The following is a 22,066-nucleotide window of genomic DNA, read 5'->3' on the forward strand; positions in this document are numbered from 1 at the left end:
ATAATAGATTTAGACGTTTCGGTTGTAATTTGTTTTTCTTACACTTTTATGTAAGTTTTGTTTTTATGCATGTACCAAAGTATGAAATATAGAATTCCAAAACCTATCAGATCGCAAAAGGCATCATAATAAGCACCTGTAAACTGTTCGAAACCAAAAACTAATTGTTTGGCAATCAAAGAGAAATTGAGAACATGAGAACCTACATAGGCCGCAATGGCATTTACACCAATTACCCTAAACGGATAGGCCCATTTTGTATATCCTTTTACATCGATAATCCAGTAAAACAAGGCTAATAAAACAAAACTTATTCCTGACGAAAACAATACAAAAGAACTCGTCCATATTTTTTTTATAATCGGATGCCAGATTCCTATAATCAAAGAAAGTGAAAATGCGATTACTCCAACTAAAGCAAGATACAATGCAATCTTTGGTCTTGGTAACGAAGACAAAAGCAATTCTCCCGCAAACAATCCAGATAATGTTGTTGCTGTAAATCCTAATCCTGTTAGCAACCATGAATATTGCGTCTGATCATAAAAATGTCCAAAAACTTGTTGATCAATATAAATGGGAAGATTTTTATTGGGAAGCAATTCAAAATGATGTCCAAAAAAGTTAGGAACAGCTAATAATACTGCATACAGAACAAGGCAAAAAATAAAAAACATATATCTACCTTTTTTTGATAAGTTGAGATACGCAAAACAAGAAAACAGATACCCGACTGCAATAGCCTGCAAGGTATTGCTGAATATATGAAACTTTGTACTATCCAAAAACAATAGATTTCCTTGAACAATCCATCCTAAAATAAACAGAATTACAAATCGTCTAAAAATATGTACATACAAACTACGGTCTGATCCTGAATTTCTTTTTCCTAATGAAAACGGAACTACAACTCCTACAACAAAAAGAAATAATGGCATAATCACATCATAAATATGAAATCCTAACCATTCTGGATGTTCGAATTGATCGGCCAGTGTTTTTGTAAAATCGGTTTTAGCCGCAACATTCAAATTATAAAAGAATCGATCAGCAACGATAATCATCAATAAATCGAATCCTCGCAGCACATCAACAGACAGTAATCGATTATTTAGAATACTTTTATCCATATTGTCTTTATTCTTTTTAGTATTAATAATGCACTTGTTTCTTCATGATGAAATCCAAAACAGTGGATTATCTAAAATATATTAAATCGATAGCTTGTGCCATTTGACATGAAATTATAACTTCAAAAAACGTTTAGTGTAAATGGCACAATTGATCGGGCTATCGATGGCAAACTATAATTCTAATGTAGAAAATTTAGGTGCTTCTGGAAAGTTGGCAACTGCAGCCCAGCCAGAAGTCATTTCGGTAATGGCAATACCGATCGATTTTCCTAAAGTTCCTAATTGTGATTTCGGAATACTAAATTCTATTGCATTCGTTGTAGCATTCAGACTTACGATTCCAGACGCTGTTAAATTTGCTCCAGAACCTGCGATAGGATTCCAGCCCCATCCTCCATTTGGATCGGTATGGTTATAAAATGCTCCCCAGCCATTTGTTACGACAGGACCTTCAAACAAAAATTCTGCTCCTGAACCCTGAGCCCAATTGGCATGTAAAAAACCTGTTTGTGTATTTCCATCTGTATTGATAAACATATCTACCAATTCCATCTGCATTTTCTTGTTACCTTCTAGATACACATTTACATTTGGACCGCCTGCCCAAATTTTTATTTTCTGGATAGAACCATTTCCAGAGGTATTTTGATCGGTTACTGCAACGTCATCCCAATCAGCAAATTTTCCATCGATCTTAATATCAATAATTATGATTTTTGGTGCTGTAATCACTTTTGTAATAAAAGATTCCTCTCCTGCCTCATTGGTTACGGTCAAAGAAACTCTGATCTCTCCTCCTATTTTATAGGTATAAACAGGGTCTTTTTCATTAGATAAATAATATAAATCTCCAAAATCCCATCTGTATTTTGTGGCATTTGTGGATAAATTGGTGAAAGTAAAAGTGCTTCCGTCATTTGTAAATGAGAAATCTGCAACTGGTTTGGTAGCCGAATCAGAAGAAGAACTATCGCTAGAACAAGCTGTCAGCAAGAAAAAAGCGACTAGCATTGTTGCATACTTGGTTAATTTTATTTTTTTCATGGTTTTTTAATTTAAATGTTTCAATAACTATTTAATGATAACCGTTTGAGATAATTTATTGAATCCCGTTGTAGCTTCCCACACACCAGTATTAGCAAAGCGAATGCAATAATCAGGTCTGTCTGCTAGTTTAGAAGAACTGTCTTCTACTTTAAGAAGCAATTCGTATGTTCCGGCAGGAATCTCCGATAAACTCACAGATTCTTTTAGAGTAAAAGCTACCTTAGGCACAACTTTTCTAACATCGAAAGCTAATTTTTTCTTGTAAACAGTTCCGTTGGCAGTAGATCTCAAAATTAAATACGCATTTTTAGAATTATAAACTGGTGCAAAACCACCATTAGTTATAAGTGCATTTAATTCTAAAGTTCCATTTACAGCAGCTTGTTTTGTAATGTTTGAAGATGCCAATGCAAGTCTGTACCCCAACTTTCTTTCAAAATCTGTAAAGCAATTATTATTTCGCCATTCCTGTAAAACTGGGCCGTAATAATCTAAATTAAGGTAAGTCCATTTTAAAAGTGTCATTTCTTGTTCTGCAATACTGCAGCTTGCAATTGGCACATTGGTTGGCGGACAAGTTTCTCCTCCAGTTGGGACAAAAAGGGCTTCATTGCTTATATATGTTTTTTCGGCAGTTACATTTACATAAGTTCCGTAATCGTCAATACTCGCCATAAAACAATCGTTATGAAAACCTAGACGTGCCGTATTTGTGGTTCCATAACCAACTGTAGCATCCATTGGTGTTGTGGTTGCCATAAAATCTTGTTTGATTTTTGGAGTTCTTACCTGTATTTTGATTTCTTTTGGAAAAGACTCCAACAATTTATTTAAAATTATTTTCTTGTTGGCCTCTGTAGTCAATTGATTGGTCGTATAATACCATTCTCCCCAAGCTCCTACAAAACCTGCCTGAACAAAAGCGATTACATCTTTATTCTCTTCTAAAATAGGCTTAAGCTGATCTAAATGTCCAGAAATAACAGCTACAGAAGCATCTGTACCATCTTGCGCATCTGTATAGGCAAAACGCAAAACACATTTTAGACCCGACTCTCTCAAACGAGTAAAGTCGGTTTTGATAAGATCTAATTGCGCCTGACTTAAAGCCGAGGTTTTGAATTTTTCCAAATAATACAAACGAAGAATTAAACTTACGTTTTCTTTTTTCAGATTCGTTAAAGAAGCCGTCGTCATAGCAGCACCTTCCGAATTTACTTGCCAGGTGTGCATAAATCCACGTTCCGGATTGGTAAAAACCTCGTTGGAAGCACTATAATTTACAGTTTCTCCAGCACCCGTAGTTCCGCCTTTATTTTCTCCCCCATCGCTCTGACAACTTGAGGCGAGATTAATAAAAAGACAAAATAATATTAATAGCTGTTTCATATTTTTATAATTAAATTATCTGTTTAATCAATATAAGTTCTTCTTAAAAAGAAATTAATTATATCCTTGATTCTGAATGAATTTTCCTTTTCCTTCACTTATTCTTGCTAAAGAGAAAGGGAATAATGCTTTATACGGCGCACTCTGACTTGCTGCTCCGTTTAAGGCAAGGGCATGTTCTGTAAATTTACCGTGTCTGATAAGATCAGAACGGTATTGTCCATTTTCACACCAGTATTCATGAGATCTTTCTACCAAAATCATATTGTTGAAACTTGCCAGTGTGTTATAATTAGCCAATTGTATTTCGCTGATTTTGGCTCTTCTTCGCACAATGTTCACCAAATCAATAGCTTCTTGTGTTGGAGTTCCTGTTTTATTTACAATTGCCTCTGCTTTAGACAACAATACATCAGGATAACGATAAACTATAATATCAACCGTTGTTAAAGCTGTTGTTCTGGCAGCATCTGGATCAATTTTTAACGGAATTGGTCCTAACTGCATGTAATTTGCCGGATTCTGTCTGTTGTAGGTTACACCATCAGTTCCTGTAAATTCTGCGATAAGCGCTTCTTTACGAATATCAGTTGCTTCAAAAGTATCGTAGAAAAACCATGAACTTTGAATTGTTCCATAACCGCCGCGTCCTGGAAAGTTCGCCGGTAAAACCATTAATTGCCATTGGTTTTCGCTTGTTCCTGCGTAATCTGCAGGAACTGCCCAAATTACTTCTTTACTTTCTGTTGGCGCTTTAATATCCCACAAACCTGCATAATCATCTTCCAATCCGTAATAATTCAAGGCAATAATAGCATTTGCCTGTTCTTCTACTTCTGCCCATCTTTTTTCATGAAGATATAAACGGATCAAAATCATTCTTGCCAATCCGTTACTGAATCTTCCATAGGCCGTTTCAGCCGGAGATTTTAAATCTGCTGCAGCATCTTTTAAATCATTTTCAATAAAACTTACCATTTCTGCATTTGAAAGTCTTGCCAGAGGTTCTTCTTTCAACGGATTTTGAAGCACATCTAGAGGCGCTACTACAAGCGGTCCGTACATATCAAAAAGTTCGTAAGCCAATAATCCTCTTGCACATTTTATTTCAGCTACAGCTTGTTTTTTAATCAATTCATTTACTTTAGATTTCTCGATTCTGTCGATACTCAAAGTCATACCACTGATCTTATTGTAAAAAGTATCGTAGAAACGGGTAACCGCTGTCGAAGTAGCTTTATAACTGTGCAAAGAAGCTTCTTGCTGAACTCCGTAAGGTCCTTGAAGAATTTCTGTTGTCGCATCAAGCATAAACATCAAGCCATTTTCTGAAGTGGTGTGAATTCCATTTCCATAAGAACCTCTAAGCGGATAATAGGCCGATGCAACAATAGCCTGAATGTCAGCCTCTGAACTTGGAAATATGCTTGGATTAATTTCATCATAATTGATCGACTCTAAATCTTCACTACATCCTGAAAAAACAAGTAGTAGTAAAACTATTGCGTAATTTTTTAAATTTCTCATCTCTTTTTTATTAAAATTTAAGATCAATTCCTACTGTGTATGTTCTTACATTCGGATATGCAGCTGCATAACCGTCTGTTTCAGGATCTATACCCTTGTATTTTGTAATGGTAAAAAGATTTTGTCCGTCTAATCTTAACGCCGCTCCCTGCATGTACTTTCCGAACCATTTTTTTGGAAAATTGTAGCTCAACGAAAGGCTTTGTAATCGAACAAAAGAAGCATCTTGCATAAAAAAGTTTCCAGAACCGTATTGTGTATATCCAAAATGAGAACCTGGTCTTGTATTGGTCGGATTATCCGGTGTCCATCTGTTGTATACATTTCTAACTGCATTTCTTCCGTTTTGTGCTACACCTACCGCCGTTACTCCATACGTAAAATCGGTCTGATCGATTATTTTTCTTCCAAACATTCCATTAAATTGAAAATTCAATTGGAAGTTTTTCCATGTAATTGTATTCGCTAATCCGGCAACAAAATCTGGATCTGCAGAACCTAATAAAACAGTATCTGCTTCATCAATTTTTCCGTCTGGTGCTCCTGTTCTTAAAAACACACCATTTTCATCGGTTACTGGGTTTCCAGCAGCATCTCTCACAAATCCGTTAAGATCTTTAATTTTTATTTGTCCAGGATATAAATCTGGCTGTGCCGGAACAATCTCTCCTGTTTGCATTACACCATCAGCAATTTGCATGTATTGTGCACGAACCGGATCATTATAGCTTTCGTAAACTGATGGTTTCCAGTCTGGTGCTCTTTCTTTCCATTTGGTCTTAAATTGAGAGTATGTAAAAGTACTTACCCATTTAAAGTTCGGAATATCAACGTTTACAGTACTTACAGTAAGCTCTAAACCTTTACTTTGCGTACTTCCAATGTTTGCCCAAACAGTATTAATTTCCTGATAACTGTTAATTGGTTTTAAAGTCAATAAATCTGAAACCACTCTGTCGTAAATCTCAAATGCTCCGTAAACTCTTTTATTAAACAATTCGAAATCAAGACCTAAGTTTTTCTCTGTTGTAGTTTCCCATTTCAAATCAGGATTTTCAAGTCTTGAAGGAAAAACTCCAATCAAAATAGATTCATCTGGATTTAAGTAAGCTGGTTGCGCGTAATAAGCACCAAAAGCACTTCCACCGATTGAGGCGTTACCCGTTTGTCCGTATCCAAATCTGAATTTAAGCTGCGAAACATATTTATCGATCGATTTCATGAAGTTTTCCTGAGAAACATCCCAACCAACGGCAACAGATGGAAATAATCCGTATTTATGATTTTTAGCAAACACACTCGCACCATCACGACGAATAGTCGAAGTCAGCATGTATTTATCTTTGTATGAATAATTGAATCTGGTGAAATAAGAAATAAAATTATTCTCTGATTTTGAAGAAGCTGTTACCTTTGTTCCCGCACCGGCATTCATATTGTTCCATAAGAAAGCATCTGTAATAAAATTGCTATTTCCTAAAGTAGAACCTTCTGTTCTGTAGGTTTGTTGAGAATATCCCACCATTAAACCGAACGTGTTGTCTTCCATTAATTTTCTGGTATAATTTAATGTGAAGTCAAATAAATCATCGTTTTTTCTTTGTGTATTAATTGTCGCTTTTCCGTTTTCTAAAGCTCCATACAAAGTCGTTCTTGGCAAATAAGTATTACGATTTGAATTTCCCTGATCGAATCCTGCCTGAAATCTCGCAGTAAGTCCTGGTATTGGTTTAATTTCTGCATAAAAATTAGTCAACGTTCTGTCTATTAAACCTTCATCAGAAATTGTCAACAAAGAATATGGATTCGGTTCTAAGGCATTATCTGGATTTATTGGATAGTTTCCGAATTCATCAATTGCCAAAATATTTGGTCCTTGTTGAATAGCTGATCGAATAATTCCTGAATTTTCAAACTGATCTCCTCCTAATTGCGAATTCTGATTCTTAATTCTACTTTTGGTCAAATTCATACCAAAGTTGATATAATCCGTCAGTTTTTGATCTAAACTAAAATGTACTGTACTTCTTTTTAAACCAGAGTTTTTAATAACACCTTCCTGATTGAACAAGTTTCCTGATAAAAAGTATTTTGTAGTCCTTGTTCCTCCACGTAAAGAGATGTTGTTTTGCTCGATCATTCCGTCTCTGGTAACCAATCCAAGCCAATCGGTTCCTTTTCCGGCATTTCTAATTTCTTCATCCGAATAAATTCTTTTATACGGAATTCCATTTACCGGAGCTGCATTTGCTTCTGCTAGAGTTTTTGGAGAATACGGATATACTTTATTAATAAATTCCCAGTTTTCTTTTGCTGCATCATTTCTAAGCTGCATCCACTCTTTCAAATCCAAAACTTCATAACTGTCATTGTATTTTTGATACGAATAAGAACCTGAGTAATCTACTCTTACATCGCCCTCTTTTCCTTTTTTGGTTGTAATCAAAATAACACCATTTGCCGCTCTTGCACCATAAATTGCAGTAGAACTAGCATCTTTTAAAACCTCAATCGATTCGATATCGTTTGGATTAAAAGAATTCAGGATACTTTGTGTACCTCCGTCGTAACGGTTTCCAGTTCCAGGTTGTTGCAAGTTTGTGATAGGAAAACCATCCACAACAATCAACGGATCGTTACTCGCATTTATCGAACCTGCACCACGAATCTGAATATTAAATCCACCACCTGGCTGCGCACTGTTCTGAGAAATCTGCAAACCTGCCACTTTTCCTTGAAGTGCTGGTAAAACAGACGGTGTAGAAGATAAGGTTAAGGTTTCTCCCTTTACAGAAGAAATAGATCCTAAGACATTTTTCTTTTTCTGAGTTCCATAACCAACAATAACAACCTCATTAAGATTTTTAGATGATGGAACCATTGAGATTCTAAGGTTAGTAGCGTTGTTTATTGGAGCTTCTTTAGTTTCATATCCAACGTAAGAGAATATTAAAGCTTCTGTTGTAGAAGAAACGGTGATGGTAAAAGTTCCGTCAAAATCTGTTGTTGTTCCTCTTGCTGAGCCTTTTGGTACAATCGTTACTCCGATCATTGGCTGTCCTAATTCGTCTAAAACCACACCTTTAATCGTAATATCGGCTTCCGACTTGCTTTCTGTAATTTCCGAGTTTTCACTGCTGTCCGACATAGATGCCGCATTTACTTCAAAAACAGTTACTATCAAAAATAAAAGTGTAATTATTGCTTTAAAATTAAATCTTATTTCTGGGTAGCTACTGCACAGTAACTTGTTACTTTTTTTCATATTATTCTGGTTAGTTAAATGATTAATTGAAAAACAAACTTTGTGTGCATAAAAAAATGGTTAGGGATTTTATCAATCACAAAGTGTAAGCGTTTGGTTTATGTTTTTTTTGATTTCATAATTTGTTTTCTGTTTTGTTTTTTCGTTTCTGTTAGATTGTTTTTTTGATATTCTTTATTCAGCTTTTCTCACTCACTTAAAATCAGCTGATTATTCTTTTTCTGGTTTGCTTTTTTTGCTTTAAGATCTCACTTTCGTTTTTTATTCTACAAGGTCATTTTCGACTAAAAAAAACGAATAAAAAAAAGCCTTTTTATACTTACTTATGGCTAAACTAAATAATATTTTTTAATAAACAATGGCAAAATCAAAAAAATGTGTTCGTGCACATAAAAAAAGTGTTTTCGAGCACATTTTTTAGAAAAAGTATTATTAAATTCTTACTGATTTTAAATTACAATATGTAAGAATTCAAAATTTTGCGTCAAAAATTCAATTATTTTTCGAAAAGAATTCTTTTAATTTTAATATTCATTTAATTAAAAAACGCAACATAATACCGTTATCAATATACTATTTTTAAAAATTATGTTAGAATCTGTATTAATTTCCATTATTGAAATCACCTCAAAATTCTACGCCCTCTTACAGTAAATCCTCAATTACAGTGATAAATTTTTCAGCCAAATCATCTGCTTTTTCTTGAGAAATACTCTCCGTATAAATTCGGATAATTGGTTCTGTATTCGACTTTCGTAAATGCACCCATTCTTGGTCAAAATCAATTTTCACTCCGTCAATAGTATTAGGCTTTTCTGCACTAAATTTTTGGGTGATTTTTGCTAAAATTCCATCCACATCAATTTCGGGAGTCAATTCAATTTTGCTCTTGCTCATGAAATATTCTGGATATCTTTTTTTAAGCTTTTTGCAAGAAATCTTAAGATTTGCCAAATGCGACAGAAACAAGGCAACTCCAACCAAAGAATCTCTGCCGTAATGTGCTTCGGGATAAATAATTCCGCCGTTTCCTTCTCCCCCAATAATTGCTTTTGTAGTTTTCATAACTTCAACTACATTTACTTCTCCGACGGCGCTTGCTTTGTAAGTTTGACCATGTTTTAATGTAATATCTCGCAAGGCGCGTGAAGAAGATAAATTGGACACCGTACTTCCTTTTGTTTTTCCTAAAACATAATCGGCACAGGCAACCAAAGTGTATTCTTCTCCAAACATAGAACCGTCTTCACAGATTATCGCCAAACGATCTACGTCTGGATCAACAACAATTCCTAAATCGGCTTTTTCAGTCACCACTAATTCTGAAATATCAGTTAAATGCTCTTTTAAGGGTTCTGGATTATGAGGAAAATGTCCATTTGGTTCACAATACAATTGCACACATTCTGCACCTAATTCTTCTAATAAAGCAGGAATCGCAATACCTCCGGTAGAATTAACAGCATCTACAACTACTTTAAATTTGGCGCTTTTTATGGAATCAACATCGACTAAAGGCAATTTCAAAACTTCTTGAATATGTCGTTTGATGTAACCTTCTTTTTTTTCATACTGTCCTAAATCGTCTACTTCTGCAAATAGAAAATTTTCATCTTCGGCGATTTTTAAGATTTTTTCTCCTTCAACTGCGTTTAAGAATTCGCCTTTTTCGTTAAGCAATTTAAGCGCATTCCATTGTTTAGGATTATGACTCGCCGTGATGATTATTCCACCGTCAGCGTTGTCTAATGTAACAGCAATCTCAACCGTAGGTGTAGTCGAAAGACCAATATCTACTACATTGATTCCTAATCCGGTTAGCGTATTCGCCACGAGATTGCTGATCATTTCTCCTGAAATTCGGGCATCTCTTCCCAAAATAACAGTAAATTTTTTATTTTGATTATTGGCTTTAAGCCACATTCCGTAAGCTGCAGCAAATTTTACTGCATTTACAGGAGTCAGATTTTCATCAACAACCCCTCCGATTGTTCCTCTTATTCCTGAAATTGTTTTTATTAATGCCATGTTTGTTTTTTATTTTTTGCCACGAATTACACGAATTTTCACTAATTTAATTTGTGTCGAAAATGATATAAGTCGAGTTTAAACATTTCAGATAAGAAATCTGAATGTCTTTAATTGAATAGATAAATAAAAGTTCTGCTTGTCTAAGCTTTGTCAAAGTTTAAAACTTTGACAAAGCTTTACGTACTTATTTACAACGCTTTACCAACTTCTGTATTTATGCCCCTTAAAAGCAAAAAATACAATCATAAGATAAGCTGGAATTAGAATTAAATAGGCCAATTGATTACCACTTTTTGCTGTTTCTGCAATTCCACCCGCTTCATTTGATGTATTGATTGTATCGGCAAGCATTCCATATAATAATGGAAAAACTGCTCCGCCAATAATTCCCATAATCAAAATGGCACCTCCTATTTTTGTAAATCCGCCTAAATCCTGAAGCGCCATTGGCCAGATTGCCGGCCAGCATAATGCATTTGCAAGTCCAAGCAATGCAACCAGGATAATTACAACAGGTAATTGTGGAAGTCCAGGCAATTCAATCATGATTTTTGGCGAAAGGGTAACAATTAATCCTACCAAAATCAAACCTAAAAATCCGGAAACTTTTAAAGCAAAAACCTGAGAAACGTATTTTGGAATCAGGGTAATTCCTAAAATATATCCGATTACCATAAAAGTCATTGTAAAAGAAGTCAGTTTCAAATAAAAAGAACCACTTTCTCCATAAACTCCCAATTGTTTTCCGAAGCCACCAATAGAATCTCCTGCCAAAACTTCGGCTGCGACGTAAACCATTAAAGTAATTACTCCAAAAACCAATTGCGGATGTTCGAATGCTTTCTTTATTTGTTTGAAAATACTCAAATGCTCTGCTTGTCCTTCATCATCTAAATTAATTTCAGGAAGTGGAGAAAATTTCACTAAAACAGCCAAAACCAACATGATAGCAGCCATATACATATATGGTGTTTGCAATTGTAAAGCCAATGCATCTAAAGCCGTTTCTTTTTGTCCAGCAGACATTACCGCAATTTTATCCGCAGAATAATCTCCGATATTAGATAAAACCAAAGACGTCAGTAATAACGGAGCCAGAAAACCTGCTAGTTTATTTGCAATTCCTAAAACGCTGATTCTCGCAGCCGCACTTTCACGAGGCCCAATAACCACCACATACGGATTTGAAGCTGTTTGCAAAACTGCCAAACCAGTTCCCATTACAAATAAAGCTACCAAAAACAGCGAAAAAGTTCTCGCTTCGGCGGCAGGATAAAAAAGTATTGCTCCAGCGGCTATAACCAATAAACCTAAGGAAATTCCGTTTTTGTAACCTACTTTTTCAATTAAAAAAGAAGACGGAATCGCCATTACAAAATAAGCAATGTAGAAGGCAAAAGTCACAAAATAAGATTGCGATTCTGTAAGTTCACAAGCCAATTTAAAAAACGGAATCAGCGGCCCGTTTAGCCAGGTTACGAAACCAAAAATAAAAAACAAGGAGGTTAAAATAACCATTGGAATCAAAGTGCTATTTTGATCTTTCTGTAAGGTAATATCTAGTTCTGACATATTTTGGTTCGGTTTTTAGTTAGTTAATTTTATTTGTAAATAATTTCAACACATAGAAACATAGATTTAGAAAACCTAAAAAGGCGTTTCACTTTATTTAAATGAACATAGCTATGTGTGTCTTGCAATTTTTCTTTCTTCTTTCTTCTACTAAGCTATCTTTCTATGTGTTTATATTCTCATCGATCATTTACTGATTAATTCCTGATGATAAAAAAGAATTGTTTCTTCTAAAGCACGATCAATTGAATATTCTGGTTTGAATCCTAATTGATTGAATTTCTCCGGATTTGCTTTTGAATGTTTGATATCGCCCGGTCTTTCTTCTAAAAATTTAATCTGCGATTTAGAATTTGTAATTGCGATTATCTTTTCTGCTAATTCCAAAACTGAAGTACTGTGGCCTAAAGCTACATTATACGTTTCATTTCCCGTTTGAGAGGCCAGAATGTTTGCTTTTACCACATCTTTCACATAAATAAAATCTCTTGTTTGCGAACCATCACCATAAATGGTTATCGGTTCATTTTGAAGTGCTTTATTAATAAAAATTGGCACCGCAGCCGCATAAGCCGATTCTGGATTCTGACGCGGACCAAATACGTTGAAATATCTCAAAGATGCTGTTTGAAGCTGATATTGATCCAAATACATTTTTAAATAATATTCTCCATCTAATTTTGTTATCGCATACGGAGTCATGGGTTCTGGAAACATCGTTTCTACTTTTGGCAAAACGGGATTATTTCCATAATTCGCCGCCGATGTGGAAAGTACCACTTTACAATCGGCATTGTTTTTTGCCGCTTCCAAAATATTGATTGTTCCAATCGTATTGATTTCGATACATTCTTTAATTTTCAACAAAGATTCTGGCACGCTAACCAAAGCTGCTAAATGAAAAACAGCACTTGCTCCGTCGATTACTTCACGAACTAAATTTTTATCGCGAATATCTCCTTTTACGAATTCAACATTTAAATTTTCAAGGTTATGCTCAAACCCCGTTCTAAGACTATCATATACCAAAACTTGATGTCCTTGATTGGATAAATGTTCCGCAATATGACTTCCTATAAAACCAGCGCCGCCAGTAATTACATATTTTTTCATGTCTTTTATTTTAATGTTCCGATGAAATTCAAACTGTAATCTTCCATTTCTTGAAATTGTTCCGAAAGACTATCAATTAGCTTGAACTGGTTTTTAGAGCGATCTAGATTGTGTTCTGGATATTCTGTTTTATAATAAATATCATCGTTTAGAAAATCGGTTAAAAATCGCAACGCCATTATAAAAACCATTGTTTTTGCTCCCAAAGGCAGATATTTTATTTCCAGAGTAGAAAGTGATGCATTAGTCTTTTCTAAAAAACCTTTTACATACGCTTTATAAAACTGCAGATTGAAATTGACCAACTCTAAATTCTTCTCGTCTTCTGCCGCCGTATTACAAATCGTTCTGATTGCATCTCCAAAATCGTAATGAATAATTCCGGGCATTACGGTATCGGTATCAATTACGCAAAGTCCTTTTTTGTTCGTATCAAAAAGCGCATTTGAAATTTTTGTATCGTTGTGCGTCACTCTAAGTTTGATTTTCTTAGCATCTTTTAAGTTTTGCAAAACATGCATCTCTTCTTTTAAATCCGCAACCTTTTCAATTAATTCTTTCGCTTGTTCAATTCTTTGCTCAGAAGCTTCTTTCAGCGCAGTATCAAATTGAGAATAACGAAACGCCATATTATGAAAGTTCGGAATCACTTCTATCAGCTTTCTTGCATCAAAATCACTCGTTAGATTCAAGAATTCTCCAAATAACTTTCCGCCTTCGTATGCAATTTCTTCGCTATTTACAGTTTCAAAAGTTAGACTTCCTTCAATATAAACCATTACGTTCCAGAAATTACCTTCTTCATCTTGATGATAGAAAACGCCTTTTTTTGTTCCCACAAAAGTCAATACTCGACGTTGTAATTCGGCTTCAGAAAGATGTTTAAGTTTTTTAAGCAAATGTTTGCTTACACTTACTTTATTTGAAACAAGACCTGGAACATCTTTAAAAACACCATCGTTAATTCGTTGTAAAATGAACTGTCTACCACTTTCAGTTGTTACCAGATAAGTGTCATTAATATGACCGGAAGACAGTTCTTCAAAAGTTTTAAAAACCTCAATGTGGTCAAACTTTTCAAAAATAAATTTTAATTGTTCCGCTGTCATACTACCAAAGATTAGTTGGATAAACTTTTTGCGCTCTTAACTTTTCAATTTCTTTTTTTACTATTTCTTTATCTTCTTTATAGGTTACTCCAAACCATTTTGCATTGGACTGAAGCACTTCAACAGAGGCATTATCCGACTTTAAGATCTCGTTTACTACCGACGTAATGAAAAATTCAGCTTTTAGATCGTTTTCATTTTCTTTAAGGAATTCTTCAAAAAGAGCGCCACCAAACTCAAAACATTTAGGTGTAAAGCCCCAGAAATTCATAGAAACAATCGTATTTTCATCAATCGGAATAAACTCGCCATTATCATCTTTACGCATCAGTTTTCCATCAATTTTTTCGATATGAGTTCGTTCTGTCACATCTGTCAGATAATTATTTTCATCTACCTGACATTCACCTCTTGAAACAAAACCATGATCCGAAACGGTGTTTTTGAGCAAATACGCCATCATGTTAAAATGGTACGATTCTTTATCCATTTCGGTTAAAGCTTTTGCCATAATTTCAAATGCTTCTTTACCGTAAAAATCATCCGCATTAATGATGGCAAAATTTTCTGTCACTTCATCTTTTGCCATTAAAAGCGCATGACCTGTTCCCCATGGTTTTATTCTTTCAGGATTTAAATATTGTGGAGGAACGTTGTCTATTTCCTGAAAAACATATCCTACTTCTGCTTTTCCTTCGAGTTTTTTATTGAAGATCTCTTTGCACTCTTCTTCTATATTTTTACTTATGATGAATACAAATTTTCCAAAACCTGCTTGCAATGCATCATATATAGAAAAATCCATTATGGTGTCACCCTCTGGAGTAAATGTATCTAACTGTTTTAATCCTCCATATCGACTTCCAATACCTGCCGCCAAAATCACGAGAGTCGGTTTATTTTTGCTCATTTAAAATGTTTATTAATTGATTATTATTTTAGTTTTTGGGTTGTTTTTTTACTTTTCCAGGCCTGTAGAATATATCGTAAAAAAACAAAAGCTAATATTTTAAAAATTTCTCTTAGAAACAGAAAAATAAATATTAATCTGACAATTTTTAAGTTAATATAATAGACTATCCGATTAATTTTTAGCTAAAGTATATATTAAAATCATATAAAAAAAGAAAATAGTGTTAAAATGTGCTCGAACACAATAAAAATGTTTTCGAACACATGTAATTTATTATTTTCTGATATTCGAATTTTATATATATTTGTTTTTATATGGAAAAAATTTATACAATCAAGGATATTGCAGAACTTGCTGGGGTTTCTAAAGGAACCGTAGACCGTGTTTTGCATAACAGAGGAAAAGTGTCTGAAGACGCCTTAAATAAGGTAAATGAAGTACTTGATAAAATTGATTATCAGCCTAATTTAATGGCCAGAAGTCTGAAGAAAACTCAAATTTATTCCATTTGTGTTTTGCTGCCAGATTCTGCGAGTGATCCTTATTGGCAACCTTGTATTGATGGTATAAATGAAGCCAAAAAAGAATTTAAGTCTTTTAATGTTAAACTAGAAGTTTTCTTGTTTGACCCCACAAGTACTGCTTCTTTCGTAGAAACCAATCAAAGTGTATTAAATACTTCTCCCGACGCTGTTTTGCTGGTGCCACTTTTTCATAAAGAAGCAATTGATGCCATTGAAACTTATAATTCTAAAGGTATTATTGCCAGCATTTTTAATAATCAGCTTAAATCTAGCGCGATAAAAAGTTTTGTTGGACAGGATTTATTTCAAAGTGGAAGAATTGCTGCAAGATTATTAGAATTATTACTTCAAAAAGGTACTATCGCAATTGTTCATATTGATGAAGATTACGAAAATGCCATTCACATGCAGGAAAAAGAAAGAGGTTTTAGAAATTATTTTGATACACTTGAAAAAGGGAAATTCGAAATTAAAACTTTCAAGGTAAAACATCCGCAATTTAAAACTACACTTAAGGAATATTTAGAAGCCAATCCAGCCATTGAAGGACTTTTTGTCACCACCTCAAAAGCGTATCAGGTTGCTAAAATCATTTCAAAAAATCCGGAGAGAAAAATTGCGCTTGTTGGTTATGATTTGTTAGAGAATAATTTGGAGTATTTAAACAACAAAATAATCGATTTCCTGATTCATCAAAATCCGAAAAGGCAAGCCTATCTAGGAGCAACCAATTTGATTGAGCATTTTATTTTTGAGAAAGAAATTAGTGCCGAAAAATTGCTTCCAATTGATATTATTAATACCGAAAACGCAAAAGATTATATTTTATAATCTTAGAAACCGATCAAGATTAATTTCCCAAAAGAACTTGCAATGTGAAAATCTGGAGTTGGCGTATTTGGGTTTACCCAGGTAATCCAAACGGGTTCGTATGTTTCATTCTGCTTGATGTATTTTGCTCTGTAAAATCCGGCTTCGATTGTATTACCGTTCAGCAGTTTTAATTGTTTTAAAGATTCAATACTTATAGCAATTTCTACTGTAAAGTAATTTTCATTTTGGTTTGATTTTACCTGCAAATGATTTTCTGGCCATTTCCATTCGTAGTCAAAATTCCTATTCGGAAAAGCTATAAAATCCAGGATTCTTGGTTCCGGATCTATTTCGAAACAATAATACGGACTCAAATCTGCGTCTTTTCTCAAAAAAATTTCGACACGATCAGAATTAGCAATACTTTCGGCTGTATCGTCTGTTTTATCAATATAGACTTCGTTGTCCCAAACTTTATAATAAAAAAAGACATTTTCAGAATCCCATAAAGCACGAAGTTCTATCTTTTTAGGTTCATGGTTTTCCCATGGCGAAATAAAATCTGTCAAAACAGCTGCTTTTTCCCAAAGCGGATGATCACCAAAACCATTAATTTGTAAAGTGCCTTTCTCAACACTATTTACTTCGTAATTTTTCATTCTAAAAATATCTTATAGTAAAAGAGAGCAAAAGAAAGATAATCTTTTGCTCTCTAAAAATTTTATTTTAAATATATTTTATTAGTACTGATTTCGTTATCAGCATTGATTTGAAGTATAACCAATTGCGTATTTTTCTTCAAATCCGAAATGTTTATACTCGCCGCATCTACAGCATTAAATTGTCCTTTTGAAAGTACAAATCCGTTTAAATCGGTTATCGAATACGTAGCAGAATCAACCACTTTACCAAAATTAACATGAAGTACTTCGGATGCAGGATTCGGATATACCGCAATAACTGTCGTATTTTCTTTTTCTGCAACAGCCGCCGATCTAGCAGTTGTACCTGTTTGAAGTTCTGAACATCCAATATCTATTCGACCGTTTCTTTTACGAATATCATCATCAAAATCTAGAGTTCCAGAATAAGTCGAGTTGTATGTTGGATCTCCTTTATCTGTTGCAAAAGCTCCGTAAGTCAAAGTAAAATCAAAAATAGTTGCATTAACAAATCCTGGCAAACCTACAATCGAATTTACATCTTGTCCGGTTGTTGTAGCAAATTGTGCCGGATTAAAAGACCCTGTAGTCGAACTTCCGTTAAAACTTATTCCCGTCAAATCGATTGTAAAATCGGTATTTCCTTCTCTGTAAAACAAATTATAGTTAGAAACGAAATTTGAAATAGTATAACCGTAAGAAGCTAAAAATGCTTTTTTATCGGTTGTTGCATACATAATATTGTTTTTATAGGTAATTCCCGAACTGTTTTGAAAATGTACTTCTCCACCAAAATTATCTGCAATAGTTCCTACGGCTACTCCACCGATTGTGGTAACTCCATTGATAACAGCGCCGGTTCTGTTTTTGTAAAAAGTATTATTGAAAATTTGAGTATTTTGAACACTCGTAGTATAGCCACTTCCGATGACACCACCGAAAATAGCGCCCGTCACCACATTATTGTAAACCGAATTATTATTAACGATATGCCCAGTAGAAACTCCCCCATTTCCTGTAGAAGTATTTTGTTCAGCACCAACTGCAAGTCCGACCCCGCAATTGTACACTTCATTTCTTTCTACCGTACAATTTAAAGCACCATCAATATAAATTCCAGCACTATTGGCAACAGCACTCATACAATCGAAAACTTCGTTGGAAGCAATTACACCATTTCTCGCCTGATTATTGGTTGATGCACCTGTAGAAAGATAATTTCCTGCTGCTACGATACCAATGTTTGCGATATCATAAACGGTATTTTTTGAAACTGAAAAACCGTTTACATTTCCTGTAACCGTTACTGCTTCTCCCCAGCCTGTAGCGCAATTGGCTACTTCGTTACTGTCGATTTTTACGTTTGTAATAGCATAAGTTCCGCTTCCTCCATCAACTTTAATCGCATTTGCCACGATTCCGCTGTTTGCCGGAATAGCCGAAAGGTTATTACTAATCCAACCAATGTTCTTAACCACGCAGTTTTTGATTGTAATATTATTCAAATTGGACGTTGCGCCTGAGTTTGCCAAAATCCAAATCCCTTTACTCCCATTTCCAATTTTATTTGAAATAGTCAATCCGTCAATTGTAACGTCGCTTGTATTTACAATTCCAAGAACATAAGTATCTGTGCTTGTCCATCCTGATGCATTTACTATTACTGGAGACGAACCACTTTTTTGAATGGTTAAAGGTTTTCCAACATAAATTGGCCCTGTTACGGCATACGTTCCTGAAAGTACTAAAACGGTACCGCCAGAAGGTGCCGCCTGAACTCCTTTTACAATGGTTTTAAACGGAAGTGCTGCTGTTCCAGTACCTGTAACATCGTTTCCGGTTGTTGAAACATACGTTTGGGAGAATCCCTGTAAAAAGCAAAATAAAATAAAAAAAGTAATTTTTTCAATTTTCATAATTTTAAATTTTGGTTTGACAATAAAGAAAAACTATATAAAATATTGCAATATTTACATATGAAAAATAAGCTCTAATTTGCTCTTATAGAGGTTTAAAAACAGCTTTTTAAAACTTATTTGAAACTAAAGTAAATAATGTTTTTAGAAAAACAAGATTAAAAAAGAAAAAATGTGCTCGAACACAATAATTTTGCATTTTTGAAATATTTTACTTACAATAAAATCGATAAAAAACAATCTACACGCAATGTGCTTGAACACATTTAAGATTAATACTATATTTTTATATAATATGATTTAGGATTTACGAATAAAATTTTTACTTATTTAGTGACTTTTAAATTTTATTAAATCAAAATCTAATGTTTACTATATTAAGACAAAAAAAAAGCCCTAACCGTAGTTAGAGCTTTTTTTCAAATTATCTTTTTTAATTCAATTATTAGAATTTATACGTTACACTTCCCATAACTGTACGTGGAGCTTGTACGTTAATTGTTGTGTAACCGTTGAAATACAATTCATCTGTAAGGTTGTTCATTTTTAGCGAAACTCTGTATTTAGGTTGATCGTAATACAAAGCAGCATTTACAACAGCATATGAAGGAAGTTCGAATGTTTCTCCTGGTCCGTTGTTATAAATATACATAGCATCACCATAGTTACCTCCAAATCCTAAACCTAATCCTTTTAGTTTTGTTGACTGCAAGTTATAGCTAAACCAGTAATTGATAAGGTTCTCTGGTCCTGCTGTTACAGGTCTCAAACCATTTAAATCTGAGTCATTGTTTGCATAACCAACAAGAAGATTCAGTCCTGGGATAGGGTTCGCAGTAACTTCTACTTCAAAACCTTTACTATATTGAGTACCATTTTGAATACTAGCATTTGGTAAATTTGGATCGGCTGTAACAATATCTTTCACTTTAATATTGTAGTAACTAAGGGTAGCACTTACTTTATTTTGAAAAGCATTAATTTTTATACCTCCTTCAAGCTGATTCGCTTTTTCTGGATCAAATTGTTTCATTTCAAGAGCACCACCAACATTAGCATTTAAGAATCCTTTGTTAGTAAAACTGTTTTGGTAATTACCAAATATAGAGATCTGATCTTTTACCACTTGATACACTACACCAAATTTTGGAGAGAATGCATTTTGAGAGAAGCTTCCACCGTTTGTATTTGTAGCCGCATCAAATGCACCTTCATTTTCAAAATGATCAAAACGTACAGCAGCCGAAACAATAAGTTTTTCAGTAAGATTAATTGCATCTGCAACATACGCACTGTAAGTTGCGATAGAGCTATTAGTCGTGTATGGTGGATTACCATTTCCAGCAAGTGCGTCTTTTACGTTAGTTGGGTTAAAATCGTAATAATTAGCTGCTGATCCTGTATAATTGATGTTATCGTAAGCAGCATAACCTGGCAAACTTTGGTATCCTAATTTATTTGAACCGTAATATAAATCAGCACCAATCAAGAAGCGATTTCGCATTGATCCAATATTAAAATCACCGTTGAAGTTTTGTTGGAATTCAATTGCATTATCTTTTCCATTTGCATCCCATGCGTTTCTTGATAACTGTTGATTTGGAAGAAGGTAAAACCATGTCTGTAAACCAGCAGCCTTATTAGAACTGCTACTAAATACAGTCTGTGAAGTCCATTCGTCCGTCATTTGATAATTAGCCTGAGCAAATACGTTTAAAGTTTTAGTATTCGTTAAGAATTCATCTCCCAAAAACGATCTTTTCCAATTAATGTCAAGATCTTTAGCATTGTTTACTCCTAGCTGGTCAATTGATACTCCAAAAGGAAGGTAAATCAATGACATACCTGAGTTGTCTTGATTTCCTATTTCAGCATCAATAGCGATAGTCAGTTTATCGTTTACTTTATAAGAAAATGAAGGCGCTACAAAAAAGCTTTTTGAAGAACCAAAATCCTGAAATGTATTCGCATTTCCAAACGCAGCATTGATTCTGAATAATGCTGTATGATCGTCGTTTACTGCAGTATTAAGATCTGCTGTAAGACGGTTAAATCCATAACTTCCATTCTGGTATGAAATTTCTCCTCCAAAAGTCTCGTAAGGTTTTTTGGTTACACGATTGATCAATCCACCATAAGAAGAAACCACATTTCCAAAAAGTGTAGCAGATGGTCCTTTTATAACTTCAATTCTTTCAAGATTTACGGCATCTGTATTACTGTTTACTTTACCAGCAAGACCGTTTCTTACCAAACTTTGTGTTGTAAATCCACGTAATGAATACCAAGAAGCTCCATCACCAGCACGATTGGTAGCTGCCCATAACTGGTATAAACCTGGAACGTTTTTCAACGCTTCGTCTTGGTTTGTTACCAGCTGATCTTTGATCAACTCTTTAGTAACTACGTTGTATACCTGTGAGTTTTCAAGGTTTTTCACAGACATTCTTGACACATATTGACTTTCTGATTTTGTATATTTGTTGGCATTACCCTTAACAAAAACTTCAGTTAGTGCTTCAGATGTTGTGATTAGTGTAAAGTTTACTACAAGCTCACTTCCAGCTGCAACAGTAATATTTTCTTCTTTTGATGAAAATCCAATTACAGAAGCCTTTACGATATAATTACCAGGTTTAACATTTCTAATTTCGTAGTTTCCCTGTTCATCTGTGGCTGTTCCAAACTTTGTTCCTTTTAATGTAACAGAGATGTTATCCGGAGCTTCACCATTTGATAATGAGACTGTTCCTTTTATAGAACCTGTCTGTGCAAAAGAAGTTGCAGCCGTAAGCAGCATAAGACAGCAGCTCACTAGCGGAAGAAGTATTTTAAATTTCATATAATTTAGAATTGTTTTTAATACTGCAAATGTATGCGTTGTGTTAAAACAAACCAAATTATTTATATTTATTCCAGATAATAATAGCAAAATTAATTCGAGCCCCCATTTAACATAAAATAAAGCTTACAAAGCATGCTGTTTTTGAATAAAAAAACTAAAAAAAAATAAAATAGTTCTTAAAAAAGATTTTCTCTACGAATTCAATTT

At 34.2% G+C, this 22,066-nt stretch carries 14 protein-coding genes; 1 reads left to right on the forward strand and 13 read right to left on the reverse strand.

The features are described 5' to 3' along the window. Window positions 1–38 precede the first annotated feature (38 nt). From K6T82_RS22370 to K6T82_RS22415, 10 genes are all read right to left on the reverse strand, one after another. Window positions 39–1,130 carry an acyltransferase family protein gene (locus K6T82_RS22370; RefSeq protein WP_223710903.1) on the reverse strand — a complete coding sequence of 364 codons (1,092 nt, stop codon included), beginning with the start codon at window positions 1,128–1,130 and terminating at the stop codon, window positions 39–41. Window positions 1,131–1,304: 174 nt separating this feature from the next. Continuing rightward, window positions 1,305–2,177 (reverse strand): PKD domain-containing protein, encoded by an 873-nt coding sequence (locus K6T82_RS22375; RefSeq protein ID WP_223710905.1) that lies wholly within the window; start codon window positions 2,175–2,177, stop codon window positions 1,305–1,307. 27 nt (window positions 2,178–2,204) lie between these two features. After that, a complete protein-coding gene (locus K6T82_RS22380; protein ID WP_223710907.1) occupies window positions 2,205–3,569 on the reverse strand; it encodes a DUF4832 domain-containing protein in 1,365 nt (454 codons plus the stop codon). Between the two features lie 54 nt (window positions 3,570–3,623). Beyond that, window positions 3,624–5,096 (reverse strand): RagB/SusD family nutrient uptake outer membrane protein, encoded by a 1,473-nt coding sequence (locus tag K6T82_RS22385; protein ID WP_223710910.1) that lies wholly within the window; start codon window positions 5,094–5,096, stop codon window positions 3,624–3,626. Between the two features lie 10 nt (window positions 5,097–5,106). After that, window positions 5,107–8,361, reverse strand: coding sequence for a SusC/RagA family TonB-linked outer membrane protein (locus K6T82_RS22390; protein WP_223710912.1), 3,255 nt, complete (start codon window positions 8,359–8,361; stop codon window positions 5,107–5,109). A gap of 645 nt (window positions 8,362–9,006) precedes the next feature. Further along, window positions 9,007–10,389: a phosphoglucosamine mutase gene (gene glmM / locus K6T82_RS22395; RefSeq protein WP_223710915.1), complete on the reverse strand. Its 1,383-nt coding sequence runs from the start codon at window positions 10,387–10,389 to the stop codon at window positions 9,007–9,009. Between the two features lie 201 nt (window positions 10,390–10,590). Further along, complete coding sequence (locus K6T82_RS22400; protein WP_223710917.1) at window positions 10,591–11,964, reverse strand: sugar MFS transporter; 1,374 nt, start codon at window positions 11,962–11,964, stop codon at window positions 10,591–10,593. Window positions 11,965–12,150: 186 nt separating this feature from the next. Continuing rightward, window positions 12,151–13,077, reverse strand: coding sequence for an SDR family NAD(P)-dependent oxidoreductase (locus tag K6T82_RS22405; RefSeq protein ID WP_223710919.1), 927 nt, complete (start codon window positions 13,075–13,077; stop codon window positions 12,151–12,153). Window positions 13,078–13,082: 5 nt separating this feature from the next. Then, window positions 13,083–14,186 carry a phosphotransferase enzyme family protein gene (locus tag K6T82_RS22410; RefSeq protein WP_223710922.1) on the reverse strand — a complete coding sequence of 368 codons (1,104 nt, stop codon included), beginning with the start codon at window positions 14,184–14,186 and terminating at the stop codon, window positions 13,083–13,085. A 1-nt stretch (window position 14,187) separates the two neighbouring features. Continuing rightward, window positions 14,188–15,096: a sugar phosphate nucleotidyltransferase gene (locus K6T82_RS22415; protein WP_223710924.1), complete on the reverse strand. Its 909-nt coding sequence runs from the start codon at window positions 15,094–15,096 to the stop codon at window positions 14,188–14,190. Between the two features lie 317 nt (window positions 15,097–15,413). Here K6T82_RS22415 and K6T82_RS22420 point away from each other — a divergent pair, with 317 nt between their 5' ends. Continuing rightward, entirely contained in the window at window positions 15,414–16,454 is a 1,041-nt protein-coding gene (locus tag K6T82_RS22420; RefSeq protein WP_223710927.1) for a LacI family DNA-binding transcriptional regulator, read from the forward strand. Window positions 16,455–16,456: 2 nt separating this feature from the next. On the opposite strand, the gene K6T82_RS22425 is transcribed toward K6T82_RS22420, so the two are convergent. The 3 genes from K6T82_RS22425 to K6T82_RS22435 form a co-directional block, all read right to left on the reverse strand. Then, window positions 16,457–17,095: a carbohydrate-binding family 9-like protein gene (locus K6T82_RS22425; RefSeq protein ID WP_223710929.1), complete on the reverse strand. Its 639-nt coding sequence runs from the start codon at window positions 17,093–17,095 to the stop codon at window positions 16,457–16,459. A 62-nt stretch (window positions 17,096–17,157) separates the two neighbouring features. Beyond that, a complete protein-coding gene (locus K6T82_RS22430) occupies window positions 17,158–19,014 on the reverse strand; it encodes a T9SS type A sorting domain-containing protein (protein WP_223710932.1) in 1,857 nt (618 codons plus the stop codon). Between the two features lie 445 nt (window positions 19,015–19,459). After that, window positions 19,460–21,856, reverse strand: a complete 2,397-nt coding sequence (locus K6T82_RS22435) for a TonB-dependent receptor (RefSeq protein WP_223710934.1) — start codon at window positions 21,854–21,856, stop codon at window positions 19,460–19,462. Window positions 21,857–22,066 lie beyond the last annotated feature (210 nt).

The organism is Flavobacterium potami (assembly GCF_020026915.1).
GTDB lineage: Bacteria > Bacteroidota > Bacteroidia > Flavobacteriales > Flavobacteriaceae > Flavobacterium > Flavobacterium potami.

Coding starts and splice junctions, on each gene's coding strand:
- K6T82_RS22420 (WP_223710927.1), top strand. CDS start 15,414: ATGGAAAAAATTTATACAATCAAGGATATTGCAGAACTTGCTGGGGTT.
- K6T82_RS22375 (WP_223710905.1), bottom strand. CDS start 2,177: ATGAAAAAAATAAAATTAACCAAGTATGCAACAATGCTAGTCGCTTTT.
- K6T82_RS22410 (WP_223710922.1), bottom strand. CDS start 14,186: ATGACAGCGGAACAATTAAAATTTATTTTTGAAAAGTTTGACCACATT.
- K6T82_RS22430 (WP_223710932.1), bottom strand. CDS start 19,014: ATGAAAATTGAAAAAATTACTTTTTTTATTTTATTTTGCTTTTTACAG.
- K6T82_RS22380 (WP_223710907.1), bottom strand. CDS start 3,569: ATGAAACAGCTATTAATATTATTTTGTCTTTTTATTAATCTCGCCTCA.
- glmM (WP_223710915.1), bottom strand. CDS start 10,389: ATGGCATTAATAAAAACAATTTCAGGAATAAGAGGAACAATCGGAGGG.
- K6T82_RS22370 (WP_223710903.1), bottom strand. CDS start 1,130: ATGGATAAAAGTATTCTAAATAATCGATTACTGTCTGTTGATGTGCTG.
- K6T82_RS22435 (WP_223710934.1), bottom strand. CDS start 21,856: ATGAAATTTAAAATACTTCTTCCGCTAGTGAGCTGCTGTCTTATGCTG.
- K6T82_RS22405 (WP_223710919.1), bottom strand. CDS start 13,077: ATGAAAAAATATGTAATTACTGGCGGCGCTGGTTTTATAGGAAGTCAT.
- K6T82_RS22425 (WP_223710929.1), bottom strand. CDS start 17,095: ATGAAAAATTACGAAGTAAATAGTGTTGAGAAAGGCACTTTACAAATT.
- K6T82_RS22385 (WP_223710910.1), bottom strand. CDS start 5,096: ATGAGAAATTTAAAAAATTACGCAATAGTTTTACTACTACTTGTTTTT.
- K6T82_RS22390 (WP_223710912.1), bottom strand. CDS start 8,361: ATGAAAAAAAGTAACAAGTTACTGTGCAGTAGCTACCCAGAAATAAGA.
- K6T82_RS22400 (WP_223710917.1), bottom strand. CDS start 11,964: ATGTCAGAACTAGATATTACCTTACAGAAAGATCAAAATAGCACTTTG.
- K6T82_RS22415 (WP_223710924.1), bottom strand. CDS start 15,096: ATGAGCAAAAATAAACCGACTCTCGTGATTTTGGCGGCAGGTATTGGA.